The following is a 17,855-nucleotide window of genomic DNA, read 5'->3' on the forward strand; positions in this document are numbered from 1 at the left end:
CCAGGCTCTGCCTAGGAACCAGTTCAATGCCCAATTCTCAATCCCTCCGCTTCGCTTCGCCCAATTCCCAACAGAATGACTTACAAAAATCCTGCTCCTACAGTTGATATTATCATCGAATTGGTCGATCGCCCGCAGCGACCGATCGTACTTATAGAACGCCTGCATATTCCCTACGGCTGGGCGATTCCCGGCGGCTTTGTCGATTATGGGGAATCGGTAGAAACGGCGGCAAAACGCGAAGCTTTAGAAGAAACAAGTTTGAATGTAGAATTAATCGAGCAATTTTACGTTTATTCCGATCCAAATCGCGACGCGCGACAACATACTATTAGTATTGTATTCTTGGCTGCGGCAACGGGGGAACCTCAAGCTGCGGATGATGCTAAAAATTTACAACTTTTTGAGTCTTGGCAGATTCCCGAGCAATTGTGTTTCGATCACGATATCATTTTACGCGATTATTGGCGTTACCGTCATTATGGATTGCGGCCGCGTTTGACAGTTGACAGTTGACAGTTGACAGTTGACAGTTGTTATGTTTTGGTGACAATAACCAAATAACCAATTCCCAATTCCCAATTCCCAATTACCAATTACCAATTACCAATTACCCATTACCCATTACCAATGAAAATATTGACAATATTAGGTGGAGGTGCATGGGGTTCGGCCCTGGCAAATCTGGGAGGTAAAAAGGGCGATCGGGTAAATTTGTGGTCGCGCCGCAGTTCTTTTAGTCTAGAATCGGTTATAACTGGCGCCGATGTTGTGGTTTCGGCAGTTTCGATGAAAGGAGTTGGCGAAACAGTCGATCGCCTGCTTGCCTTAAATCCAAATCCCCGTACAATTATAGTTACTGTCACCAAAGGTTTAGATCCCGCCACGACGCGCACTCCATCTCAAATTTGGCAAAATGCCTTTCCTAATAATCCAATTGTCGTACTTTCCGGCCCCAATCTTTCCGAAGAAATTCAGCGAGGATTACCCGCTGCCACGGTAGCGGCGAGTTTGGATTTAGCGGCGGCGAAGCAAGTACAAACTATTTACAGTTCGGATATTTTTCGGGTTTATGTGAATCAAGATCCCTTGGGGACTGAGTTGGGGGGCACTTTGAAGAATGTTTTTGCGATCGCCGCTGGTGTTTGCGATGGTTTACAATTAGGAACTAATGCTAAATCTGCTTTGTTAACTCGCGCCTTGCCGGAAATGATTCGGGTAGGGGTTCGTTTGGGATCTCGCGCTGAAACTTTTTATGGTTTGTCTGGTTTGGGAGATTTACTCGCTACTTGCAATAGTGCTTTGTCGCGCAATTATCGGGTTGGTTTCGGATTGGCGAAAGGTAAGTCTTTGGAGGAAGTTTTGCAGGAATTGCAGAGCACTGCTGAGGGAGTTAATACTACTAATGTGTTAATTGATTTGGCGGATCGGCGCGAGATTGAAGTCCCTGTTTCCAGTCAAGTTTACCGTTTGCTGAATGGTAAAATTACTCCCGAACAAGCTGTTTTATCGCTGATGGAACGTGCTTTGAAACCGGAGATTTAAGAACCGTACAGGTGGCGATTAGCGAAAATTCATCAACTGCGATCGCAAATCGAGTACAACCAGCACCAAACAACTTACTTAAATTCTGGAAACTATGGTTAAAATACCCAATTGGTTAATCTATGCACTCGTTTGTTCATTATTATACGGCTTTTGGGGATTTTTTGGCAAGTTAGCAACTAAATCTATTGACTATAAAACAGTTTTTGTTTATGAAACAATCGGCGCTATTTTAACTACAGTATTTATTCTGGCCAGCAGTAAAGACTTGAGTCTTGAGGGGAATATTACAGGAATCGTATTTGCTTTATTAATCGGTGTTTGCGGAACTGTAGCATCGGTGATTTTTCTGAGATCCATTGAAAGCGGGCCAGTTATCAGCGTCATCAGCATTACATCACTGTACCCGCTAATTACTGTATTTCTATCATATTTCTTCCTGAAAGAAGCAATTACAATCCCGCAAATTATCGCTCTTGTGCTAGCCATAGTTGCAGTTATACTTGCGTCTTAGTTGAAATATAGGAGTTATCAAAAAAGTATTGTAGGGTGCATCGCTCTTGACAATTTAGGAATCAGTTTGAAAATCTCGCAGCGACGCACCCTACCAATATTTAGAGCAGCATCACTGAGAATGAGTTTTTTAGAAAAGGCGCTCTAATTTTTTGTATACTTCATCATCGTTACGCTTACCAACTAGAATAATTTCTACCAAATCTTCTTCGGGATTAAAGTTGTAAATAATCCGATACTCGCCACTATCTACCCGATAATAACCCAGATATCCGATTAATTGCTTGCTATCATTAGGTAAAGGATCGACATTCAGCGCTAACACTTTTTTAGCAATTTGAGCCGCTATTTTAGGTTGCAAACCCTTGAGAAAGTCGAGAACTGTTTGTAAACCATCAAGTTTCGCCATTTGCCAGTTGTTTTAGTGTTTCTACAAAGGTTTTAGTACCAACCATTTGAGACTGACTCAGAGCAGATTTTGCTGATGAACCTAAAAGCATATCTTCTAATTCCATCAGTCGCTCTATCAAGCCCTGATAGGCATCAGCGGACATGATTACGTGGCTGGGCTGCGATTTATCTGTGAGTAAAACTGGCTCCACAGCAGCTCGGTTAAAGACTGTCCCCTGTGGATTACATACTTCTGCGAGGGTATAGCTTTGCATGACAGATGTTATGAGTTTGGGTTATGTCTATTTTAAGCAAAATCGGCAGGGGTTGGGAGGTCGATCGATAATTTGGGATTGCAAAAGTAGTCCTGAATGCAAAAAATTAGGTTTTTGAGAAAAATCGCGCACATCTGGGAGAAGTTTCGCAGTCTCGTAAGGTGCGTCACTGTTGAAAATCTAGGAATCAGCTTGAAAATCTCGCAACGACGCACCATACCAAGGAATGCAACCGAAAATGATATAAATACGCTCTATTTACCGCCGTAATAAAACGCAACTTCTTTGTCTTTTAGCGGTGCAAAGTCGGCAGCAATTAGCATTGGATCGAGTTCTGCTTGAGGCAGGTGTTTGACTCCAATTCGGACAATGCGCGATCGCATGGTGTTCGACACGCCGCTGCGCTGTCTTCCGGCTTCTAATCCCATTACTTTCTCGTACAGGTCTAATTTTGCTTTCGGAATCGCAGTGCCGTCAAAATCGATTCCTGAGGCGATCGCCACATCGATCGCATCTGCACCAGTTGTCGATTGAGCTGCTGAGTTTGTTTCTGAAGACATTGTGCTGTGATATCAAAGTTTGTTGTGGGAGCATTTTATCAGAGAAGTATCCCCATCTACGAAAAAAAGCGATCGACCTCTCTAATATCCACATTTCCACCGCTGACAATTACACCAACTCTGCTATTTTCTGCTTTCACAACTCCTGACAGCAAAGCCGCCGCAGCTAACACTCCCGTAGGCTCGACAACAATCTTCATCCGCTCCCACATAAAAAACATTGTATTGCGAATTTGCGCTTCCGAAACAGTTGCCATATCGTCCACATAATGCAGCACCAAAGGAAAAGTTAATTTCCCCAAAGAAGGTGTGCGCGCGCCGTCTGCGATCGTATCTGGGTTGCTAACAGTTTGCAGCGTTTTGGTGCGGAACGATCGCGCGGCATCATCTGCTTGCTCGGGTTCCACCCCTATTACTTTACACTGGGGAGACAAAGTTTTAGCTGCGATCGCACATCCCGACAATAAACCTCCACCGCCGCAGCAAACCAGCAGCAAATCCAACTCCCCAACTTCTGCGATCAATTCCATCGCCGCCGTACCTTGTCCCGCGATCACTCGCGCGTCATCATAAGGAGGAATAATTGTCAAGTGTTGTTCTCTCGCAATTTGGGCGGTGAGATCTTCGCGGGAATTGCGAGTGCGATCGTACAAAACAATTTCGGCACCGTAGCCGCGAGTCGCTTCCTGCTTGACTTTGGGCGCGTCTGCTGGCATTACGACAGTAGCAGGAATTGAGAGTAATTGTGCGGCAAGGGCGATCGCCTGCGCGTGATTTCCCGAAGAAAAAGTCACTACTCCGTTGTGTTTTTGGGCTTCAGATAGCTGCATCAAAGCATTACAAGCACCGCGAAACTTAAACGAACCCGTCCTTTGAAAATTCTCGCACTTGAAAAATACTTGAGAATGGGTTTGTTTGTTTACAGTCTGCGAAGTCAGCACCGGTGTCTTGAAAGCTTTGCCCTGCAATCGTTTTGCCGCCGCCTCCACATCAGCAAAACAGACTTGCAAAGCATTTTTATCGGTAAGGTTGGCTGTCATATTTTTTTCTGCCTGGGGTGCTTGGGCGGCATTATATCATACATAGAATCAAAGCTTAATCAATTTTGATGATATGACATATCGGAAATAATTATCAATAGACTATTGCAACTAATTACCAAAAGCGTTGTAGGATAAGTTGAAGATTATTGCAATTAATTATCAAATAGTTTAGGTTAGGTTAGGAGATCGATTGATGAATGCAAAGTTTAAAGTGCTAGCAAGCGCTAGCGCAGGATTGTTGCTGCTAGCGGGTTTGACAGCGAATGCAGTCGGAGTTGGGCAGAAGGCGATCGCGCAAACAGCACCAAAGGGCGAGCGAGATTTAACAGCACAAGCAGCTATAAGTCGCATTAGGATCGTATTTGCCAACCGCAGAGATGCTACAGACTTGCAAAACAAAGCCAATCAAGTAGCGCAAATACTATCCAAAGAAATGGGAATTCCTATTGATGCAGTCATCGGCGACGAAACCGCTGCTGTAGAAGCTTTGAGGGCCGACAGGGCAGATGTCGCATTTGTAGCAGGGCGCGCGGCATTAAAAGCAGAACAATTAGCCAAAGCGCGGATGTATTTAGCAGAAGTTCGCAGCGATTATTCCGGCGGAAATACCTACGATTCTGTATTTGTAGTGCGGCAAGATAGTCCGCTGCGCCCCAAAGGTTCAGCAAAGCAAACCCTCGAACAATTGAAGGGTAAAAAAATGGCTTTCACTTCTCGAACTTCCGGTTCGGGATTTATTTTCCCAGTCTCAGAATTAGTAGGTCAAGGATTAGTCTCAGGCCCGGATAGACTCGAAAGTTTCTTTGGAAATGTTACCTACGGCGATGGTTACGGGAGCGCTTTGCAATCAGTTTTAAGAGGTCAAGCAGAAGTCGCAGCAGTTTCCGAATACGCTTTACTACCGCCTTGGATTACAGCAGAAGAAGGCAAGAAATTGCGAGTTTTGCAGCAGATTCCAGGAGTTCCAGCCCACGGAATTGTAATTGACGATCGCATTCCGGCACCGATGCGCGAAAAACTGATCAATGCTTTCATGAAAATGAACGAACCTGCAAACAATCAATTGTTCCGCAGTTTGTACAATTCCCAAAAATTAGTAAAAGTCGATCATGCGCGCCATTTGGCAACCTTGCGCCAAGCTTTGCAGCGCGCTAAACTCGAACCATAAAACAAAGGTTCGTAGTGAGGACTTCAGTCCGCAAAAAAAGCCGGACAAAAATCCTCACAGTAAAACAAAGGTTCGTAGTGAGGACTTTAGTCCGCAAAAAAAGCCGGACAAAAATCCTTACACAGTAAAACAAAGGTTCGTAGTGAGGACTTTAGTCCTCAGAAAAAGAAGGACTAAAGTCCTCACTACAAACCTATTTTATTGTAACAGTTAGATCGTAAATTATATTAAGGGCAAAGTTTATCAACAAATATTTACCAAGTTAATACAGCCAATTAAAAGTCAGCTAAACTAAAATTTTTATGTGTATCTCTTACTCATTCTCGCGCGAAGACAATTAAAAAATCTTCCCTCTTCCTTCTTCCCTCTTCCTTCTTCCCTCTTCCTTCTTATTATGACTATCGAATGCAGTAAAATAGAAACAGCTTATTCAACTTCGCTAAAACGCCCGATTTTGAACGGAATTGATTGCAAAATAAAACAGGGCGAATTTGTAGCGCTGCTGGGTTTAAACGGTGCAGGAAAATCCACACTTTTGCGTTCATTTGTCGGATTAGTTCCCGTCAAAACCGGAGAAATTAGAATTAACGATACAGTAATAACTCCGCGCACATTGAGGCGAATTCGGCGCGATATTGGCTTGATTTTTCAAGGCGGCGGATTGATTAAACAGCTACCTGCGATCGACAATGTGCTGTGTGGTTGCTTGGGAGGATTGAATACTTGGGAGACTCTGTGGGGTTTTCCTAAGCAAAAGCGCGATCGAGCTTTTGAATTACTGGCAAACTTCGGACTGCAAGACCTAGCGTACCAAAAAACCGGACAACTCAGCGGCGGACAACAGCAAAAAGTGGCGATCGCCCGCGCCCTCATCCAATCTCCCCAGATTTTACTAGCAGACGAACCCACCACCGGATTAGACGTAATCGCCGCCCAACAAGTAATGGAAATCCTCGCTAAACTGCACCGCGAACAAGGGATGACAGTAGTTGTAGTATTGCACGACTTAGGAATGGCAAGCAGATATCCAGAAAGAGCGATCGTCCTAGATGCCGGTCAGATAGTCTATGATGGCAAATGTCACAACCTGTCCGACAAATTCAGCAAACTAACACCGCCCAAACTAGCAGTGTGAACTCCCCTCTTCTCAACTCTTCCTCTGTGCCCTCTGCGCCCTCTGCGGTTCACAAAAAAAGCCCCTTCATCAAACCAAAAAATAGCCGTACATAAATCTCAAAACCAACTGAAATGATCGAAAAAAAATCAACTAACTTCTCAAAAAAATATAGCTTGATTAAAACCCCAGGTATTACAACAATCTTAATTGTAATTTATGGCTGGGCCTTGCAGGGATTAGAAATAGATGCCACAACATTGGCTAGCAGTTGGCCATACATGACAGATTTTATGTCCCGCTTGTGGCCCCCAAATCTCGAAATTATAGATGTTGCAATTAATGCCTTAATCGAAACAGTTCAAATGTCCTTGTGGGGAACGACTATCGGCGCAATTCTTTCCGTACCGATTGCGATTTGCAGCGCCCACAATATAGCACCAAAGTGGTTGCAATGGCTAGCTAATTTATTGCAAAATGCGGTGAGATCGGTTCCTTCAATTGTCCTGGGATTGCTGTTTGTATCCGCGACTGGTTTGGGCGCGCCTGCTGGTACTTTGGCTTTGGGAATTTATACTATAGGTTATCTTGCTAAATTTTATCAGGAGGCGATCGAGTCTGTGGAAGCGCGATCGATCGAATCGTTGCAAGTGGCGGGTGCATCTTGGCTGCAAGTTGCCCAATACGGCATTTTCCCCCAGGTGTTGCCGCTAGCGTTGGGTTACACGCTGTGGATGTTTGAATACAACATTCGGGCGGCTTCGGTGTTGGGTGTGGTGGGCGCCGGCGGTATTGGTTTTGAATTAGTCAATTATATTCGAGCTTTTGAATACAATAAGGCTACTACGATGATGTTGGTATTGTTAGTTGTCGTGACTGCGATCGATGTTATTAGCAGCAAATGGCGGCAGCGGTTGGAAACGAGGTAATACCAATTATTCAAAATCATTCAACAGTAATAGAGACGGCGGTTGAAACCGCGTCTACACAGACAAACCCACCTCCGTGGGTTGAAGAGTTAATTTTCTAATAGTCGATCGCACATTTCCCCCAAAAGTCGATCGAATTACTCGTAGGGGCGATCGCATTTTGGCGACAAACCTTAACAAAAAACCAAAGATTTTCTGTCCAAAAGCGAAATATTCATTGACTCTCGCGCATCAAGGGTTGACCAATATTTGGTAATTATGACTTGTCTGTGGGGGCTGGGTGAAGCATTCGGGTATTGGATGGTAGGTTGGGAATCAACTATTCTCGCCCGAATGCTTCACCCCTACAAATTTATCGGTATCCCGGCGTAGCGTAGCGGGGCGTAAGCCATCGCACAAATCCCCAAAAAGGCGATCGCGCGATCGTATCCACCATCAACAACACCACAAAAAAAGACAGGGTAGTACCGTTTCCATACCCAAAATAAAGCCACTAAATTGTTTGAAAATCAACAACAACAAAACAAGGACACAGCATTGCCGTGTCCTTATCTTGTTGGGATACAGCATTGCTGTATCCCCGTGCATACCCTCGATATTCAGATTAGAATTCTTGCCGTTTAGAACAAGAACAATTCAGAATTACCCGAAACTCCCAAATTGACATTGACAGTAGCAAACAAACTGTTGCCACCAACCGTCGAACCGTTGCTATCGTAATACAGCTTAGTAGTATTAGCTGCACTATCGAAGAGAGCAATAATCGACGGCGAAGTCAAGGATGACTCGATCGCGCTTACAGTAGCAACAGTGCTGCTGTACCGGTAGAAATTCACACCCAAAGGCCCCGAACCCAACCCGGCAAAAGCAATCTTGTCAATGTTAATTACATCATCAACAATGCTGTAATCCGTAATGATATCCCCGCCACCAGCAGTAGTTCCGGTGAACACAAACACATCAGAACCCAATCCACCGCTGAGAGCATTTGTTCCCAAACCGCCGATTAAAGTGTCATTACCAGCACCACCGGAGATGCTGTCATTACCAGCACCACCGGAGATGCTGTCATTACCAGCCCCACCGTTGAAGATATCAGCACCGGAACCACCGTTCAAAATATCGGAGAACTCAGTACCAGTGACGTTATTCGCCACAGTTGAATTGCCAGTAAACAAGACAGGAGTGGTAAAGTTATAACCGCCCGCACCAGAACCGAAGTTGTAAACTCCAGTTGTCGGGAAAGTACCCGGATTAGTCACTAAATTGACAATGCTACCAGAAGTCGGAGCAGGGGTAGTTGGAGAAGCAACGATCGTCCCTGTGAACACAAAGTCTGCTGTGCCCAAAGTCCCCGCAGCCGTACCCAAATTAGCAACAGTTGTGAAACCACCTGCCGCTGTACCATTCGAGTCAAACACCAACACCGTCTCGCTGTTCGTATTCGTATATACGAAGAAACCAGGAGTTGTAGAACCACCCACAGCCTTAGCTTGAGCCGCCTCCACAGTCGAATAATTGGCACCGGTGAAAATCACCAATTGTTTGCCAGTAATGTCAGGATTTGAACCGCTCGCACTGACAAAATTCGTAGAAGTCAAATTGCCGAAAGCGTTCGCAGCAAACTGCAATTTGTCAGTTCCGAAGGTAAAGTCAGTAATCGTATCCGGGCCGTCGCCGGGAGCCTTGAAAGCAAAGATATCTGCACCAGAACCGCCAGTCAAAATATCTACACCGGCACCACCGGTGATAGTATCTGCACCGCCGCCACCAGCGATCGTATCTGCACCGCCACCACCGTTGAGGATGTCAGCCAACTCAGTACCAGTGACGTTATTCGCCACAGTTGAATTGCCAGTAAACAAGACAGGAGTGGTAAAATTGTAACCGCCCGCACCAGAACCGAAGTTGTAAACTCCAGTTGTCGGGAAAGTACCCGGATTAGCAACTAAATCAACAATGCTGCTGGAATTTGTAGAAGTACCAGTCGGAGCAGAACCAGTAGCACCAGTAAACAAGAAGTCTGCTGTGCCCAAAGTTCCCGCAGCCGTACCCAGATTCGCAACAGTTGTGAAACCGCCTGCCGCTGTACCGTTCGAGTCAAACACCAACACCGTCTCGCTGTTCGTATTCGTATATACGAAGAAACCAGGAGTTGTAGAACCGCCCAAAGCCTTAGCTTGCGCCGCTTCCACAGTCGAATAATTCCCGCCGGTGAAAATCACTAACTCTTTGCCAGTAATGTCAGGAGTTGAACCCGTCACACCGTCAAAGTTAGTAGTAGTCAAATTCCCGAAAGCACCACTGGCAAACTTGAATTTGTCAACCCCAAAGGCAAAGTCAGTAATCGTATCACCGCCTTCACCGGGAGAATTGTAAACAAAGATATCTGCACCACTGCCGCCAGTCAGAATATCTGCACCGCTACCACCGCTGAAGATGTCAGCAAATTGAGTACCAGTGACATTGTTAGCCTTCGCATCTCCGGTAAATAAGACGGGTGTGCTGAAGTTGTAACCGCCAACACCTGAACCGAAATTATTGCTCGCACTCGGATAGGTATTCCCAGCAGCAGTTAAATCTACAATGCTGCCGGAATTTGTAGAAGTACCAGTCGGAGAAGTTGCGATCGCACCAGTAAACACAAAGTCTGCTGTGCCCAAAGTCCCCGCCGCAGTACCCAGATTCGCAACAGTTGTGAAACCGCCTGGTGCTGTACCGTTAGAGTCAAACACCAACACCGTTTCGTTCGCAGCATTGTTATATGCGAAGAAACCAGGAGTTGTAGAACTTCCTGTAGCCTTAGCTTGTGCCGCTTCGAGACTGGCATAGGTTCCGCCAGTGAAAATGACTAACTCTTTGCCGGTAATGTCAGGAGTTGAACCGCTAACACCGTCAAAGTTAGTAGTAGTCACATTGCCGAATTCGCTCGATACAAACTGGAATTTATCTGTTCCAGATTTGAAATCAGCAATTTTATCGCCACCTTCTTTAGTTGTGTTGTAAACAAACAGATCTGTGCCACTGCCACCGCTGAGAACATCAGCACCGAGGCCGCCGGTGATGGTATCGTTGCCGTCACCGCCGTCGATGGTATCGTTAAAGTTGCTGCCGACAATGTTGTCATCGCCAGCCAAAGCCTTGAAATTAACTGCGGCCGGATAAGTGCCGAAGTTTAAATTGTCAGGGCCGGAAGTACCGACAGGAACATTTAGTTGCGGGCCGCTGAAGACAAAGTTCCTGATTTGCAGGCTAAATTTCAGCGAGAAACTGGTGACAATTTCAAAGCGCGCCCCAACAGCAAATACCAGCACGGAACGGTTAGTTTCGGCATCTGTAAACTGACAGAAAGTAGGTGCGTCACTGTTGCCGCCCAAAGCTGCAAACCGCGCTTGCAAAGTGGCGATGCTGGTAACGGTGATATCGGCGCTGAAGTCGAGTAAGTTAGAACTGCCGATCGATCCAACAGTAGAAGTAGCCGTAATCGCCAGTCGAGTCAAGCTGGTAAGGCTGAGATTGCCAAAAGCTGCGGCAGACAACTCTAAGAGATCTTCATCAGCCTTAAAGTCAGTAATTAAGTCAGCATCTAGAACTGTTTTAATCTTTTCGCGGGAAACTTTGTAAATAAAGCGATTCTTACCAGCGCCTCCAATTAGAGTATTGGTTCCTTCGCCACCGTCGATCTCATTCTCGCCATCGCCGCCTTTAATTTTGTCATTGCCAATACCGCCGATGAGTTTGTTTTTGCCTTTACCACCTTCGATATCGTCATCGTCATCGCCACCTTCGATATCATTATCGCCATCACCGCCTTTGATTTTGTTTTTGCCTTTACCTCCTTTGATTTTGTTTTTGCCTTTACCACCGATGATATCGTCATCGTCATCGCCACCTTCGATATCATTCTCACCATCACCGCCTTTGATTTTGTTTTTGCCTTTACCTCCTTTGATTTTGTTTTTGCCTTTACCACCTTCGATCTCGTCATCGTCATCGCCACCTTCGATCTCGTTATCGCCGCCATCGCCACCTTTAATTTTGTTTTTGCCGTTACCTCCTTTAATTTTGTTTTTGCCTTTACCACCTTCGATCTCGTCATCGCCATCGCCGCCGTCGATATCGTTATCGCCGCCATCGCCACCTTTAATTTTGTCCTTGCCTTTGTTTGCTTTAATTTTGTTGGTCTTGTTACCGCCTGTAATGGTATCGTCGCCGTCGCCGCCTTCGATGTCGTTATCTAGCGTGAGCGAACCGACAATCACTTGAGGAGTTGTATTGCCAGCAAAATTAAAGATATTTTGCTCGACATTGAAGCTAAAACGTTGGCTGGTGACAATATTTCTGCCGTCGCTTACTTCAAAACCAAAACTAGCCGCACCGCTAAAACCTTTTACAGCTTGGAAAGTTAACAAATTGAGGCTAATGTCTACTTGAGTGAAGCTCAAACCGACTTGTGTTACCTCTACTCCCTTAAAGAATAGTTTCCCGGTTTTAGCATCAGGGAGCTCCGTTAACTTAAAGACTGTTTCGCTAGCACTTTGCTCGTTATCGACAAACTTCAACAAGTCACCAGTAATAGTTTGTGGCAAGCCGTCGGAACCGACAGTGAGTGTTTTGTTGGCTTGCGATCGCGGAGGGGTACTAACTATTCGACTTGGGGTTGGAGTTGGAGTTGGGCTTGGGCTTGGAGAGCTACCATTAACTCCCAAAAAGTCGCCAGCATTGAGAATCGTGGCGCTAACATTCAACAATAGTGCCAGCACCAACTGATTGCTGCTGAGTCGAATTTCGGTATTGAGGCCGACTTGTACAAACAACAAGCTGCTAAAGTTCAAGCTGCCAGACAGTAGAAACTTGTCGAAGCCGTCTGCGTAGTCAGTGATGACGGAACTTCCGGGAGTGGTATTGTTACCCATATCCATGACAAAAACGTCATTTCCAGCACCGCCGCTACAGGTATGGTTGCCAGTACCGCCAACGATCGTATCGTTGCCAGCATTACCCATCAGCGTATCGTTGCCAGATCCGCCGCCGACAACGCTGTCGTCGCCATCGCCGCCGTCTGCCATGTCATTGCCGTCGCCAGTAACGAGGGTATCGTTGCCAGTACCGCCCATCACGGTGTCGTCACCGGCGCCACCGACAACGCTGTCGTCGCCTTCGTCGCCGCTGCAAGCGTCGTTGCCTTCGCCACCGATCAAGGTATCTTTGCCGTCGCCGCCGACAACGCTGTCGTCGCCTTCGTCGCCGCTAACGTTGTCGTTGCCGGCACCACCTGTTGTGGTGTCGTCGCCGCTGCCTCCCATTACGGTGTCGTCGCCGTCGTCGCCGCTGCAATCGTCATTGCCAGCACCGCCGATGACGGTATCGTTATCTTTGCCACCGTTAACGGTGTCATTGCCTTCGCCGCCGTTAACGTTGTCGTTACCCCGATCGCCCCTGACAGTATCGTTGCCTTCGCCACCATTGCAGGTGTCGTCGCCTTTGCCGCCGTAGACGGTATCATTGCCGCTGCCGCCGTCAACGTCATCCTTGCCGTCGTTACCGTGTACCCAGTCATCGCCGTCATCGCCTTTGCAGGTATCGTTGCCGGTGCCACCAGAAAGAGTGTCGTTGTCTTTGCCGCCGTAGAGGGTATCGTTGCCTTCGCCGCCGTCGCACTTGTCGTCGCCGCGATCGCCTCTTATTTCGTCATCGCCATCGCCGCCCTCGCAATCGTCGCCGTCTTTGCCTCCATAGAGTTTATTTTTGCCACTCTTTCCTTTGAGTTTGTCTTTGCCTCTTTTGCCGTACAGCGACTGGTTAGCGCCCGTGGCAACAATTATGTCATCGCCATCGGTACCTTCGATCGTCTGCGGATCGCTACCGCTGTCATCTTTTTTGTCTTTGTCTTTTTTGTCGCCCGCACCTTCTTCGGGTACACCGCTCAATTCAGGAATTTTGCTGCTATCATCAGTAACTTTGGGGGATTCGTCCTTAGGCGGATTCGGAACTTTGCCGTTAGTGATGCCGCTGTTTTGTGCGATCGCATCGTCCACTAACTTGCCTAACCCGCTATCGGAATTGATAGCACTAGCATCCCGAAAATCGGCGAGTCGATCGAGCTCGCTGGGGGAAAACACGAGTTTTGGCTGCTCATCATCCAGGGCGATCTGTGAAAACAAAGTGGTTTTTTTTAGGTCAGAAATTTCTGTTTCATCTCGATCTGGAAAAAGTGTTCCCGATACATTTTCCAACATTTCTTCTTTCATCTTTGATATTTCCACAAAAGGGCTGAGTTTCTTTGAGTCAGTTTATCAGCAAGGAGGATGTAGCAGAAGCATAATTTTACAACTTCATACTTTCGCCTGTTAGAGCGGCTGATGTCCTACCTTTCTGTTTATAGATGCTATTTATTTAAACTGCAAGGGGTTATTTCCATCCGTTGCGAGTTGTATATTCTGCAATTGCCCACCCCAAATAATTAAGCCGCGACATACACCCCAAGTCCTGCGCCGGAGCGCAACTCGCTTTTGATGTTATCCGTAATTTCTACAGTAAGCCGCGCCTAAATGGGCCGGATTGTAGATTTTCTACGTAATTTCTACAGTGGATTTGCAGAATGTAAACTCGCAACTGACAACTCCCACATAACTACCCAAAACCTTTATTACCCAAATTTTACCTTGCTTTTCCTGCGATCGAGCCTAGTTGCCTTAACTTTTTGTAACACTCCCAGCTCTGACAAATCCTTCCCTGACTTAGGATTTGCATCTCTTTTGCCAGTGACTGTACGCTCCTAATTTTAGTTCCCGATGATTAATAAATAAATTAGATGATTCGCCCCGGCAAATATTTGTTTTAATTTTCTGTCGTATAAGTTTATCTGAATTCGAGCCAGCCTCGCGAACTGATAAGATTTTGTATTTTAGAACAAAATAGCAATTCTGCCCAATAATATCTGGCTCAATACAGATTTTCAACAGTTGACAGTTGACAGTTGACAGTTGACAGTTTGAGAGCGGCCTCTACCGAAAAGTCCGAGTATTGGAGTAATGAATAGCCTGATTTTAATTTCTCCCGCTCCGGGTTCCGGCTTTCGACTAATTCTTTCTTGTAAAATTCTATAACACATAGCAATAAACACATAATTTATACGATTTTAGGTTTGAGATTTTAAATTTGAGATTAGTAATGACAGATTTTGTATTGTCTTGAACCTTGCCTACAATTGCATTAATTTTTGCCAAGAAGAATGGGTTTAAAGCCTCCTCCTTTTAGGGGGAAATAAAACAAAATTCTTCACTGTTTCAATCCTCTTCCTTTTATGGAGAGGTAGCCCTCAAGCGGTCAACAGTCAACTGTCAACAGTCAACTGTCAACTGAAAAGTGGCATTGTTTTTGGTTAAAATTACAAGCTCGATCGGCATTTTGAGCGCAAATGACCCGTGGTGGACACGATAAACCCGGTTTATTTGTAAGTTTATGGTTGCCTTTTCCCAATATTTCACCGAAAAAGAGGCTGGATGAGGCTCAGTCCTCTAGATGAGAAAAATCCTGGTTGCTGGAAAGGGCTGGAATATTCGATAGCAGTTGTATTCTGAAAACTTCTCGGACACTTGACTTTATTTTTCCTGCTTCACTTTAGCTAGATTAAGACAGTTAAACAAAAAAATAACATTAACATAGAAGCGGTAAATTAGCAATAATCGATGAGGAATTTTAGAGGGTCGCTCTATCGATTAGCGATCGCCGCTCAGGGCTTATGGATGAGGACTCAGGGCTTACGGATGAGGACTCGCCGGCTGACCAATTCATTAATTGACACAAAATCAAGATTTGAAATGGGGGGTTGATGGTAGAGGATAAGTGGTGAGGACACAGCGATCGATCGCTACCGCCAAAAATTTACTCAAAATTGCCTGCGATATTGCCCTGAAACAGGTGGGCGATAGCTGAAGTAATCTTAATAAGAACTAGAGATCCGCCTGGTAAAGTGCCTCCTATTTAACTTTACTGAGCAATGACAAACTCAAGTTTCCGACGAATGTAAAGGGGTCTGCGGTAGAGGTGCAAAATGTTCAAAATAGCAAGATTGGAGAAAATTCGGCTTTCACCAAGCCATAGGGCAATCAAAACTAATAAACTGTTATTAAAGTACAAGTTTTATAGCCTCAAAGTGTTTGAACAAATATATTTGATCCCAGCGATCGCCCGATCGGGGGAAGCGCATTCAGAAACTTTGATTGAAAGAGTAAAAATTAGTTGGCCGATCGCGATTGCTAGCTGCAAAAACGCAGGCACATTCAGACTTGAGGCGGGGGGGCGCTAAATTGGTGAGCCAAGAATTTAAACTCTCAGTCACCCCAGTTGGGGACGACGAATATCTAGTGCGGACAGAAAAGGTTGCACCCGGTGTACCCTTAGCAGAGCAACAAGTCCGCTGGCCGATCGACCAATGGCTGGCACTGTCTGCTCAACTGATGAATGACCCGATGGTGGGCGTGTTCCAAGGAACTGGTGCTGCCGGTCGCACAGGGCGATCGACAAAAAACTCAGCGCCGAATTTAGTAGCCCTGGGGCAACAATTATACAGCGGACTGTTTCAAGGAAACTTGCGCGATAGCTGGACTTGCGCTCAAGGCATCGCCCAGCACCGCCGAGAAGTGCTGCAACTGCGCCTGGGACTCAAAGGCAGGCACTTGCCGCGGCTGCCGTGGGAAGTGCTGCACGCGGGCGATCGCCCTTTAGCAACCGGCACCGATGTCGTGTTTTCCCGCTACCAACCAGGTACAAGTTTGTTCAAACAAACCCGGGTGGTACCCAGCAGCGGCCCGCTAAAAATTTTAGTGGCGATCGCCTCTCCGAGCGATCGAGACAGCTTGCAGCTCAAACGAGAAGCGCTCCACTTGCAACAAGAACTGCAAAACCGGAGCGCTAATCCCCTCAAAAACGGCCCACACTCCGAAATTCAACTGACGATTCTCGAACAGCCCGATCGAGAACAGCTTACTCAAGCCCTAGAACAAGGACACTACCAAGTCTTGCACTACGCAGGCCACAGCAACTTAGGTTCCAGAGGTGGCGAACTCTACCTAGTCAGCAGCCGCACCGGGTTAACCGAAACCTTGAGCGGCGACGACTTAGCCGGATTGCTGGTTAACAACGGCATTCAGATGGCCGTGTTCAATTCCTGCCGCGGGGCCTACGGCGACCCCTCAGACATCGGCGAGGACAGTTCGGAACGCAATTTAACCGCAGCCTTAATCAAGCGGGGCATTCCGGCAGTGCTAGCAATGGCAGAAAGCATTCCCGACGATGTAGCCCTAACTCTGACGCGACTGTTTTACCGCAACCTGAATCAAGGCTATCCAGTCGATCTCAGCCTGAGTCGGGCCAGGGCGGGACTAATTTCTGCCTACGGTTCTCACCAGTTATACTGGGCTTTGCCGATTCTCTACCAGCACCCGGACTTTGACGGCTATCTGACGGGCGCCCCAGCCCAAAGCGGGCCATCCGGTTCTCCGGTGCCAAATTTAATCCTACCGGGAACGCCGTCGGCGGGAGGGGGTACAGAATGGAAGGCGCCGCCTGCACTCTCGACGATCGCCCCATACCCGCCAACCGCAGCCAACCAACCGCAGGAGTCAGACACAGATGACGGCGAAGTCTGGGAATATTTTCCCGACCAATTAAAAGATCGCAGGGATTGGGTTCACCAGAGCGATCGGTCTTCTGCTGCTAATTCACCGAACTCTATTCCTAATTCTGAGTCGGCGGCGATCCAAGCAACTCGGGTAACTACACCGACTCCGAAATCGTTCAAACAATCGGGATTGCAAAAATGTCTGGTAGTGATGCTTTGCTTGTTCCCCGTTGCTGTGAGTGCTGGCTTGTTTGGGTGGCGGCACTCACAGCAACGAGGCACGAAACCAGAAGAGTTACTGCCGGCGGTACGGACTCCCCTGTCGCAAAATTACTTGCAAGAACGTCACCAAGCAGAATGAAGAAGCAAGAAGGCATCAAACAGTTCACTTAATCTAAAAGGAAGGAAGAAGAGCAACAGAGCCAGCTTGAGTGCAAGCTGTATTTTACGTTTCATTTAGGATCGCGAATTAAATAATTTACACATATTTGTGGGATGGGCGTCCCGCCCGTCCAGAAAGGACGGGCGGGACGCCCATCCCACAAGAAGAATAAAAATTGTAAGTTATTTAATTCTTATTCCTTAAGTGAATTTACCGCTCGTAAAAACATGGACAAAGCTACCCAAAAGTAGTCAATGTTAGACATCTACGTTAGTAATTTTAGTCCACAGTCCTAAAACTACAGGAATAAA

General features: G+C 46.5%; 15 protein-coding genes. 8 read left to right on the plus strand and 7 right to left on the minus strand.

Annotated elements, in window-relative coordinates:
- The first annotated feature begins 75 nt into the window (after positions 1-75).
- The 3 genes from JGK36_RS24795 to JGK36_RS24805 all read left to right on the plus strand — a co-directional run bounded on the left by JGK36_RS24795 (position 76) and on the right by JGK36_RS24805 (position 2,059).
- Positions 76-516, plus strand: a complete 441-nt coding sequence (locus JGK36_RS24795) for an NUDIX hydrolase (RefSeq protein ID WP_293198355.1) — start codon at positions 76-78, stop codon at positions 514-516.
- Positions 517-630: 114 nt separating this feature from the next.
- The gene (locus tag JGK36_RS24800) at positions 631-1,545 is read left to right on the plus strand and encodes an NAD(P)H-dependent glycerol-3-phosphate dehydrogenase (protein ID WP_293198358.1); all 915 of its coding nucleotides are present in this window, start codon (positions 631-633) and stop codon (positions 1,543-1,545) included.
- 94 nt (positions 1,546-1,639) lie between these two features.
- Positions 1,640-2,059, plus strand: coding sequence for an EamA family transporter (locus JGK36_RS24805; RefSeq protein ID WP_293185182.1), 420 nt, complete (start codon positions 1,640-1,642; stop codon positions 2,057-2,059).
- A gap of 129 nt (positions 2,060-2,188) precedes the next feature.
- Here JGK36_RS24805 and JGK36_RS24810 read toward each other — a convergent pair whose 3' ends face one another.
- The 4 genes from JGK36_RS24810 to JGK36_RS24825 all read right to left on the minus strand — a co-directional run bounded on the left by JGK36_RS24810 (position 2,189) and on the right by JGK36_RS24825 (position 4,323).
- A complete protein-coding gene (locus JGK36_RS24810) occupies positions 2,189-2,467 on the minus strand; it encodes a type II toxin-antitoxin system RelE/ParE family toxin (protein WP_293185183.1) in 279 nt (92 codons plus the stop codon).
- Positions 2,454-2,723: a prevent-host-death protein gene (locus tag JGK36_RS24815; RefSeq protein WP_293198360.1), complete on the minus strand. Its 270-nt coding sequence runs from the start codon at positions 2,721-2,723 to the stop codon at positions 2,454-2,456. The genes JGK36_RS24810 and JGK36_RS24815 overlap by 14 nt, the downstream gene beginning before the upstream one ends.
- A 254-nt stretch (positions 2,724-2,977) precedes the next feature.
- Positions 2,978-3,283 (minus strand): DUF4090 family protein, encoded by a 306-nt coding sequence (locus JGK36_RS24820; RefSeq protein ID WP_293185185.1) that lies wholly within the window; start codon positions 3,281-3,283, stop codon positions 2,978-2,980.
- A 56-nt stretch (positions 3,284-3,339) separates the two neighbouring features.
- Positions 3,340-4,323 (minus strand): threo-3-hydroxy-L-aspartate ammonia-lyase, encoded by a 984-nt coding sequence (locus JGK36_RS24825; RefSeq protein WP_293198362.1) that lies wholly within the window; start codon positions 4,321-4,323, stop codon positions 3,340-3,342.
- Positions 4,324-4,519: 196 nt separating this feature from the next.
- On the opposite strand from JGK36_RS24825, the gene JGK36_RS24830 reads away from it, so the two are divergent.
- The 3 genes from JGK36_RS24830 (at position 4,520) to phnE (ending at position 7,537) form a co-directional block, all read left to right on the plus strand.
- A complete protein-coding gene (locus JGK36_RS24830) occupies positions 4,520-5,494 on the plus strand; it encodes a phosphate/phosphite/phosphonate ABC transporter substrate-binding protein (RefSeq protein ID WP_293185187.1) in 975 nt (324 codons plus the stop codon).
- Between the two features lie 394 nt (positions 5,495-5,888).
- On the plus strand, positions 5,889-6,629 hold the full coding sequence (locus JGK36_RS24835) for a phosphonate ABC transporter ATP-binding protein (protein WP_293185188.1): 741 nt from the start codon (positions 5,889-5,891) through the stop codon (positions 6,627-6,629).
- 155 nt (positions 6,630-6,784) lie between these two features.
- Positions 6,785-7,537: a phosphonate ABC transporter, permease protein PhnE gene (phnE, locus tag JGK36_RS24840; RefSeq protein WP_293185189.1), complete on the plus strand. Its 753-nt coding sequence runs from the start codon at positions 6,785-6,787 to the stop codon at positions 7,535-7,537.
- Positions 7,538-7,591: 54 nt separating this feature from the next.
- Here the strand turns inward: phnE and JGK36_RS24845 are convergent, their stop codons facing one another.
- From JGK36_RS24845 to JGK36_RS24855, 3 genes are all read right to left on the minus strand, one after another.
- Complete coding sequence (locus JGK36_RS24845; RefSeq protein WP_293185190.1) at positions 7,592-7,717, minus strand: hypothetical protein; 126 nt, start codon at positions 7,715-7,717, stop codon at positions 7,592-7,594.
- A 164-nt stretch (positions 7,718-7,881) separates the two neighbouring features.
- Positions 7,882-8,031, minus strand: coding sequence for a hypothetical protein (locus JGK36_RS24850; protein WP_293185191.1), 150 nt, complete (start codon positions 8,029-8,031; stop codon positions 7,882-7,884).
- Positions 8,032-8,157: 126 nt separating this feature from the next.
- On the minus strand, positions 8,158-13,788 hold the full coding sequence (locus JGK36_RS24855; protein ID WP_293198365.1) for a cadherin-like domain-containing protein: 5,631 nt from the start codon (positions 13,786-13,788) through the stop codon (positions 8,158-8,160).
- Positions 13,789-15,593: 1,805 nt separating this feature from the next.
- Here JGK36_RS24855 and JGK36_RS24860 point away from each other — a divergent pair.
- Both JGK36_RS24860 and JGK36_RS24865 read left to right on the plus strand, forming a co-directional pair.
- A complete protein-coding gene (locus JGK36_RS24860; RefSeq protein WP_293198368.1) occupies positions 15,594-15,848 on the plus strand; it encodes a hypothetical protein in 255 nt (84 codons plus the stop codon).
- 4 nt (positions 15,849-15,852) lie between these two features.
- Positions 15,853-17,523, plus strand: coding sequence for a CHAT domain-containing protein (locus JGK36_RS24865; RefSeq protein WP_293198371.1), 1,671 nt, complete (start codon positions 15,853-15,855; stop codon positions 17,521-17,523).
- Positions 17,524-17,855 lie beyond the last annotated feature (332 nt).

Origin of the sequence: Microcoleus sp. PH2017_35_SFW_U_B, assembly GCF_020737865.1 — a bacterium.
Classification (GTDB): Bacteria; Cyanobacteriota; Cyanobacteriia; order Cyanobacteriales; family Microcoleaceae; genus Microcoleus.

Excerpts from the sequence above, each read along its gene's own strand:
- JGK36_RS24795 (WP_293198355.1), top strand. The coding sequence starts at position 76 with ATGACTTACAAAAATCCTGCTCCTACAGTTGATATTATCATCGAATTG.
- JGK36_RS24800 (WP_293198358.1), top strand. The coding sequence starts at position 631 with ATGAAAATATTGACAATATTAGGTGGAGGTGCATGGGGTTCGGCCCTG.
- JGK36_RS24805 (WP_293185182.1), top strand. The coding sequence starts at position 1,640 with ATGGTTAAAATACCCAATTGGTTAATCTATGCACTCGTTTGTTCATTA.
- JGK36_RS24810 (WP_293185183.1), bottom strand. The coding sequence starts at position 2,467 with ATGGCGAAACTTGATGGTTTACAAACAGTTCTCGACTTTCTCAAGGGT.
- JGK36_RS24815 (WP_293198360.1), bottom strand. The coding sequence starts at position 2,723 with ATGCAAAGCTATACCCTCGCAGAAGTATGTAATCCACAGGGGACAGTC.
- JGK36_RS24820 (WP_293185185.1), bottom strand. The coding sequence starts at position 3,283 with ATGTCTTCAGAAACAAACTCAGCAGCTCAATCGACAACTGGTGCAGAT.
- JGK36_RS24825 (WP_293198362.1), bottom strand. The coding sequence starts at position 4,323 with ATGACAGCCAACCTTACCGATAAAAATGCTTTGCAAGTCTGTTTTGCT.
- JGK36_RS24830 (WP_293185187.1), top strand. The coding sequence starts at position 4,520 with ATGAATGCAAAGTTTAAAGTGCTAGCAAGCGCTAGCGCAGGATTGTTG.
- JGK36_RS24835 (WP_293185188.1), top strand. The coding sequence starts at position 5,889 with ATGACTATCGAATGCAGTAAAATAGAAACAGCTTATTCAACTTCGCTA.
- JGK36_RS24855 (WP_293198365.1), bottom strand. The coding sequence starts at position 13,788 with ATGAAAGAAGAAATGTTGGAAAATGTATCGGGAACACTTTTTCCAGAT.
- JGK36_RS24860 (WP_293198368.1), top strand. The coding sequence starts at position 15,594 with ATGTTCAAAATAGCAAGATTGGAGAAAATTCGGCTTTCACCAAGCCAT.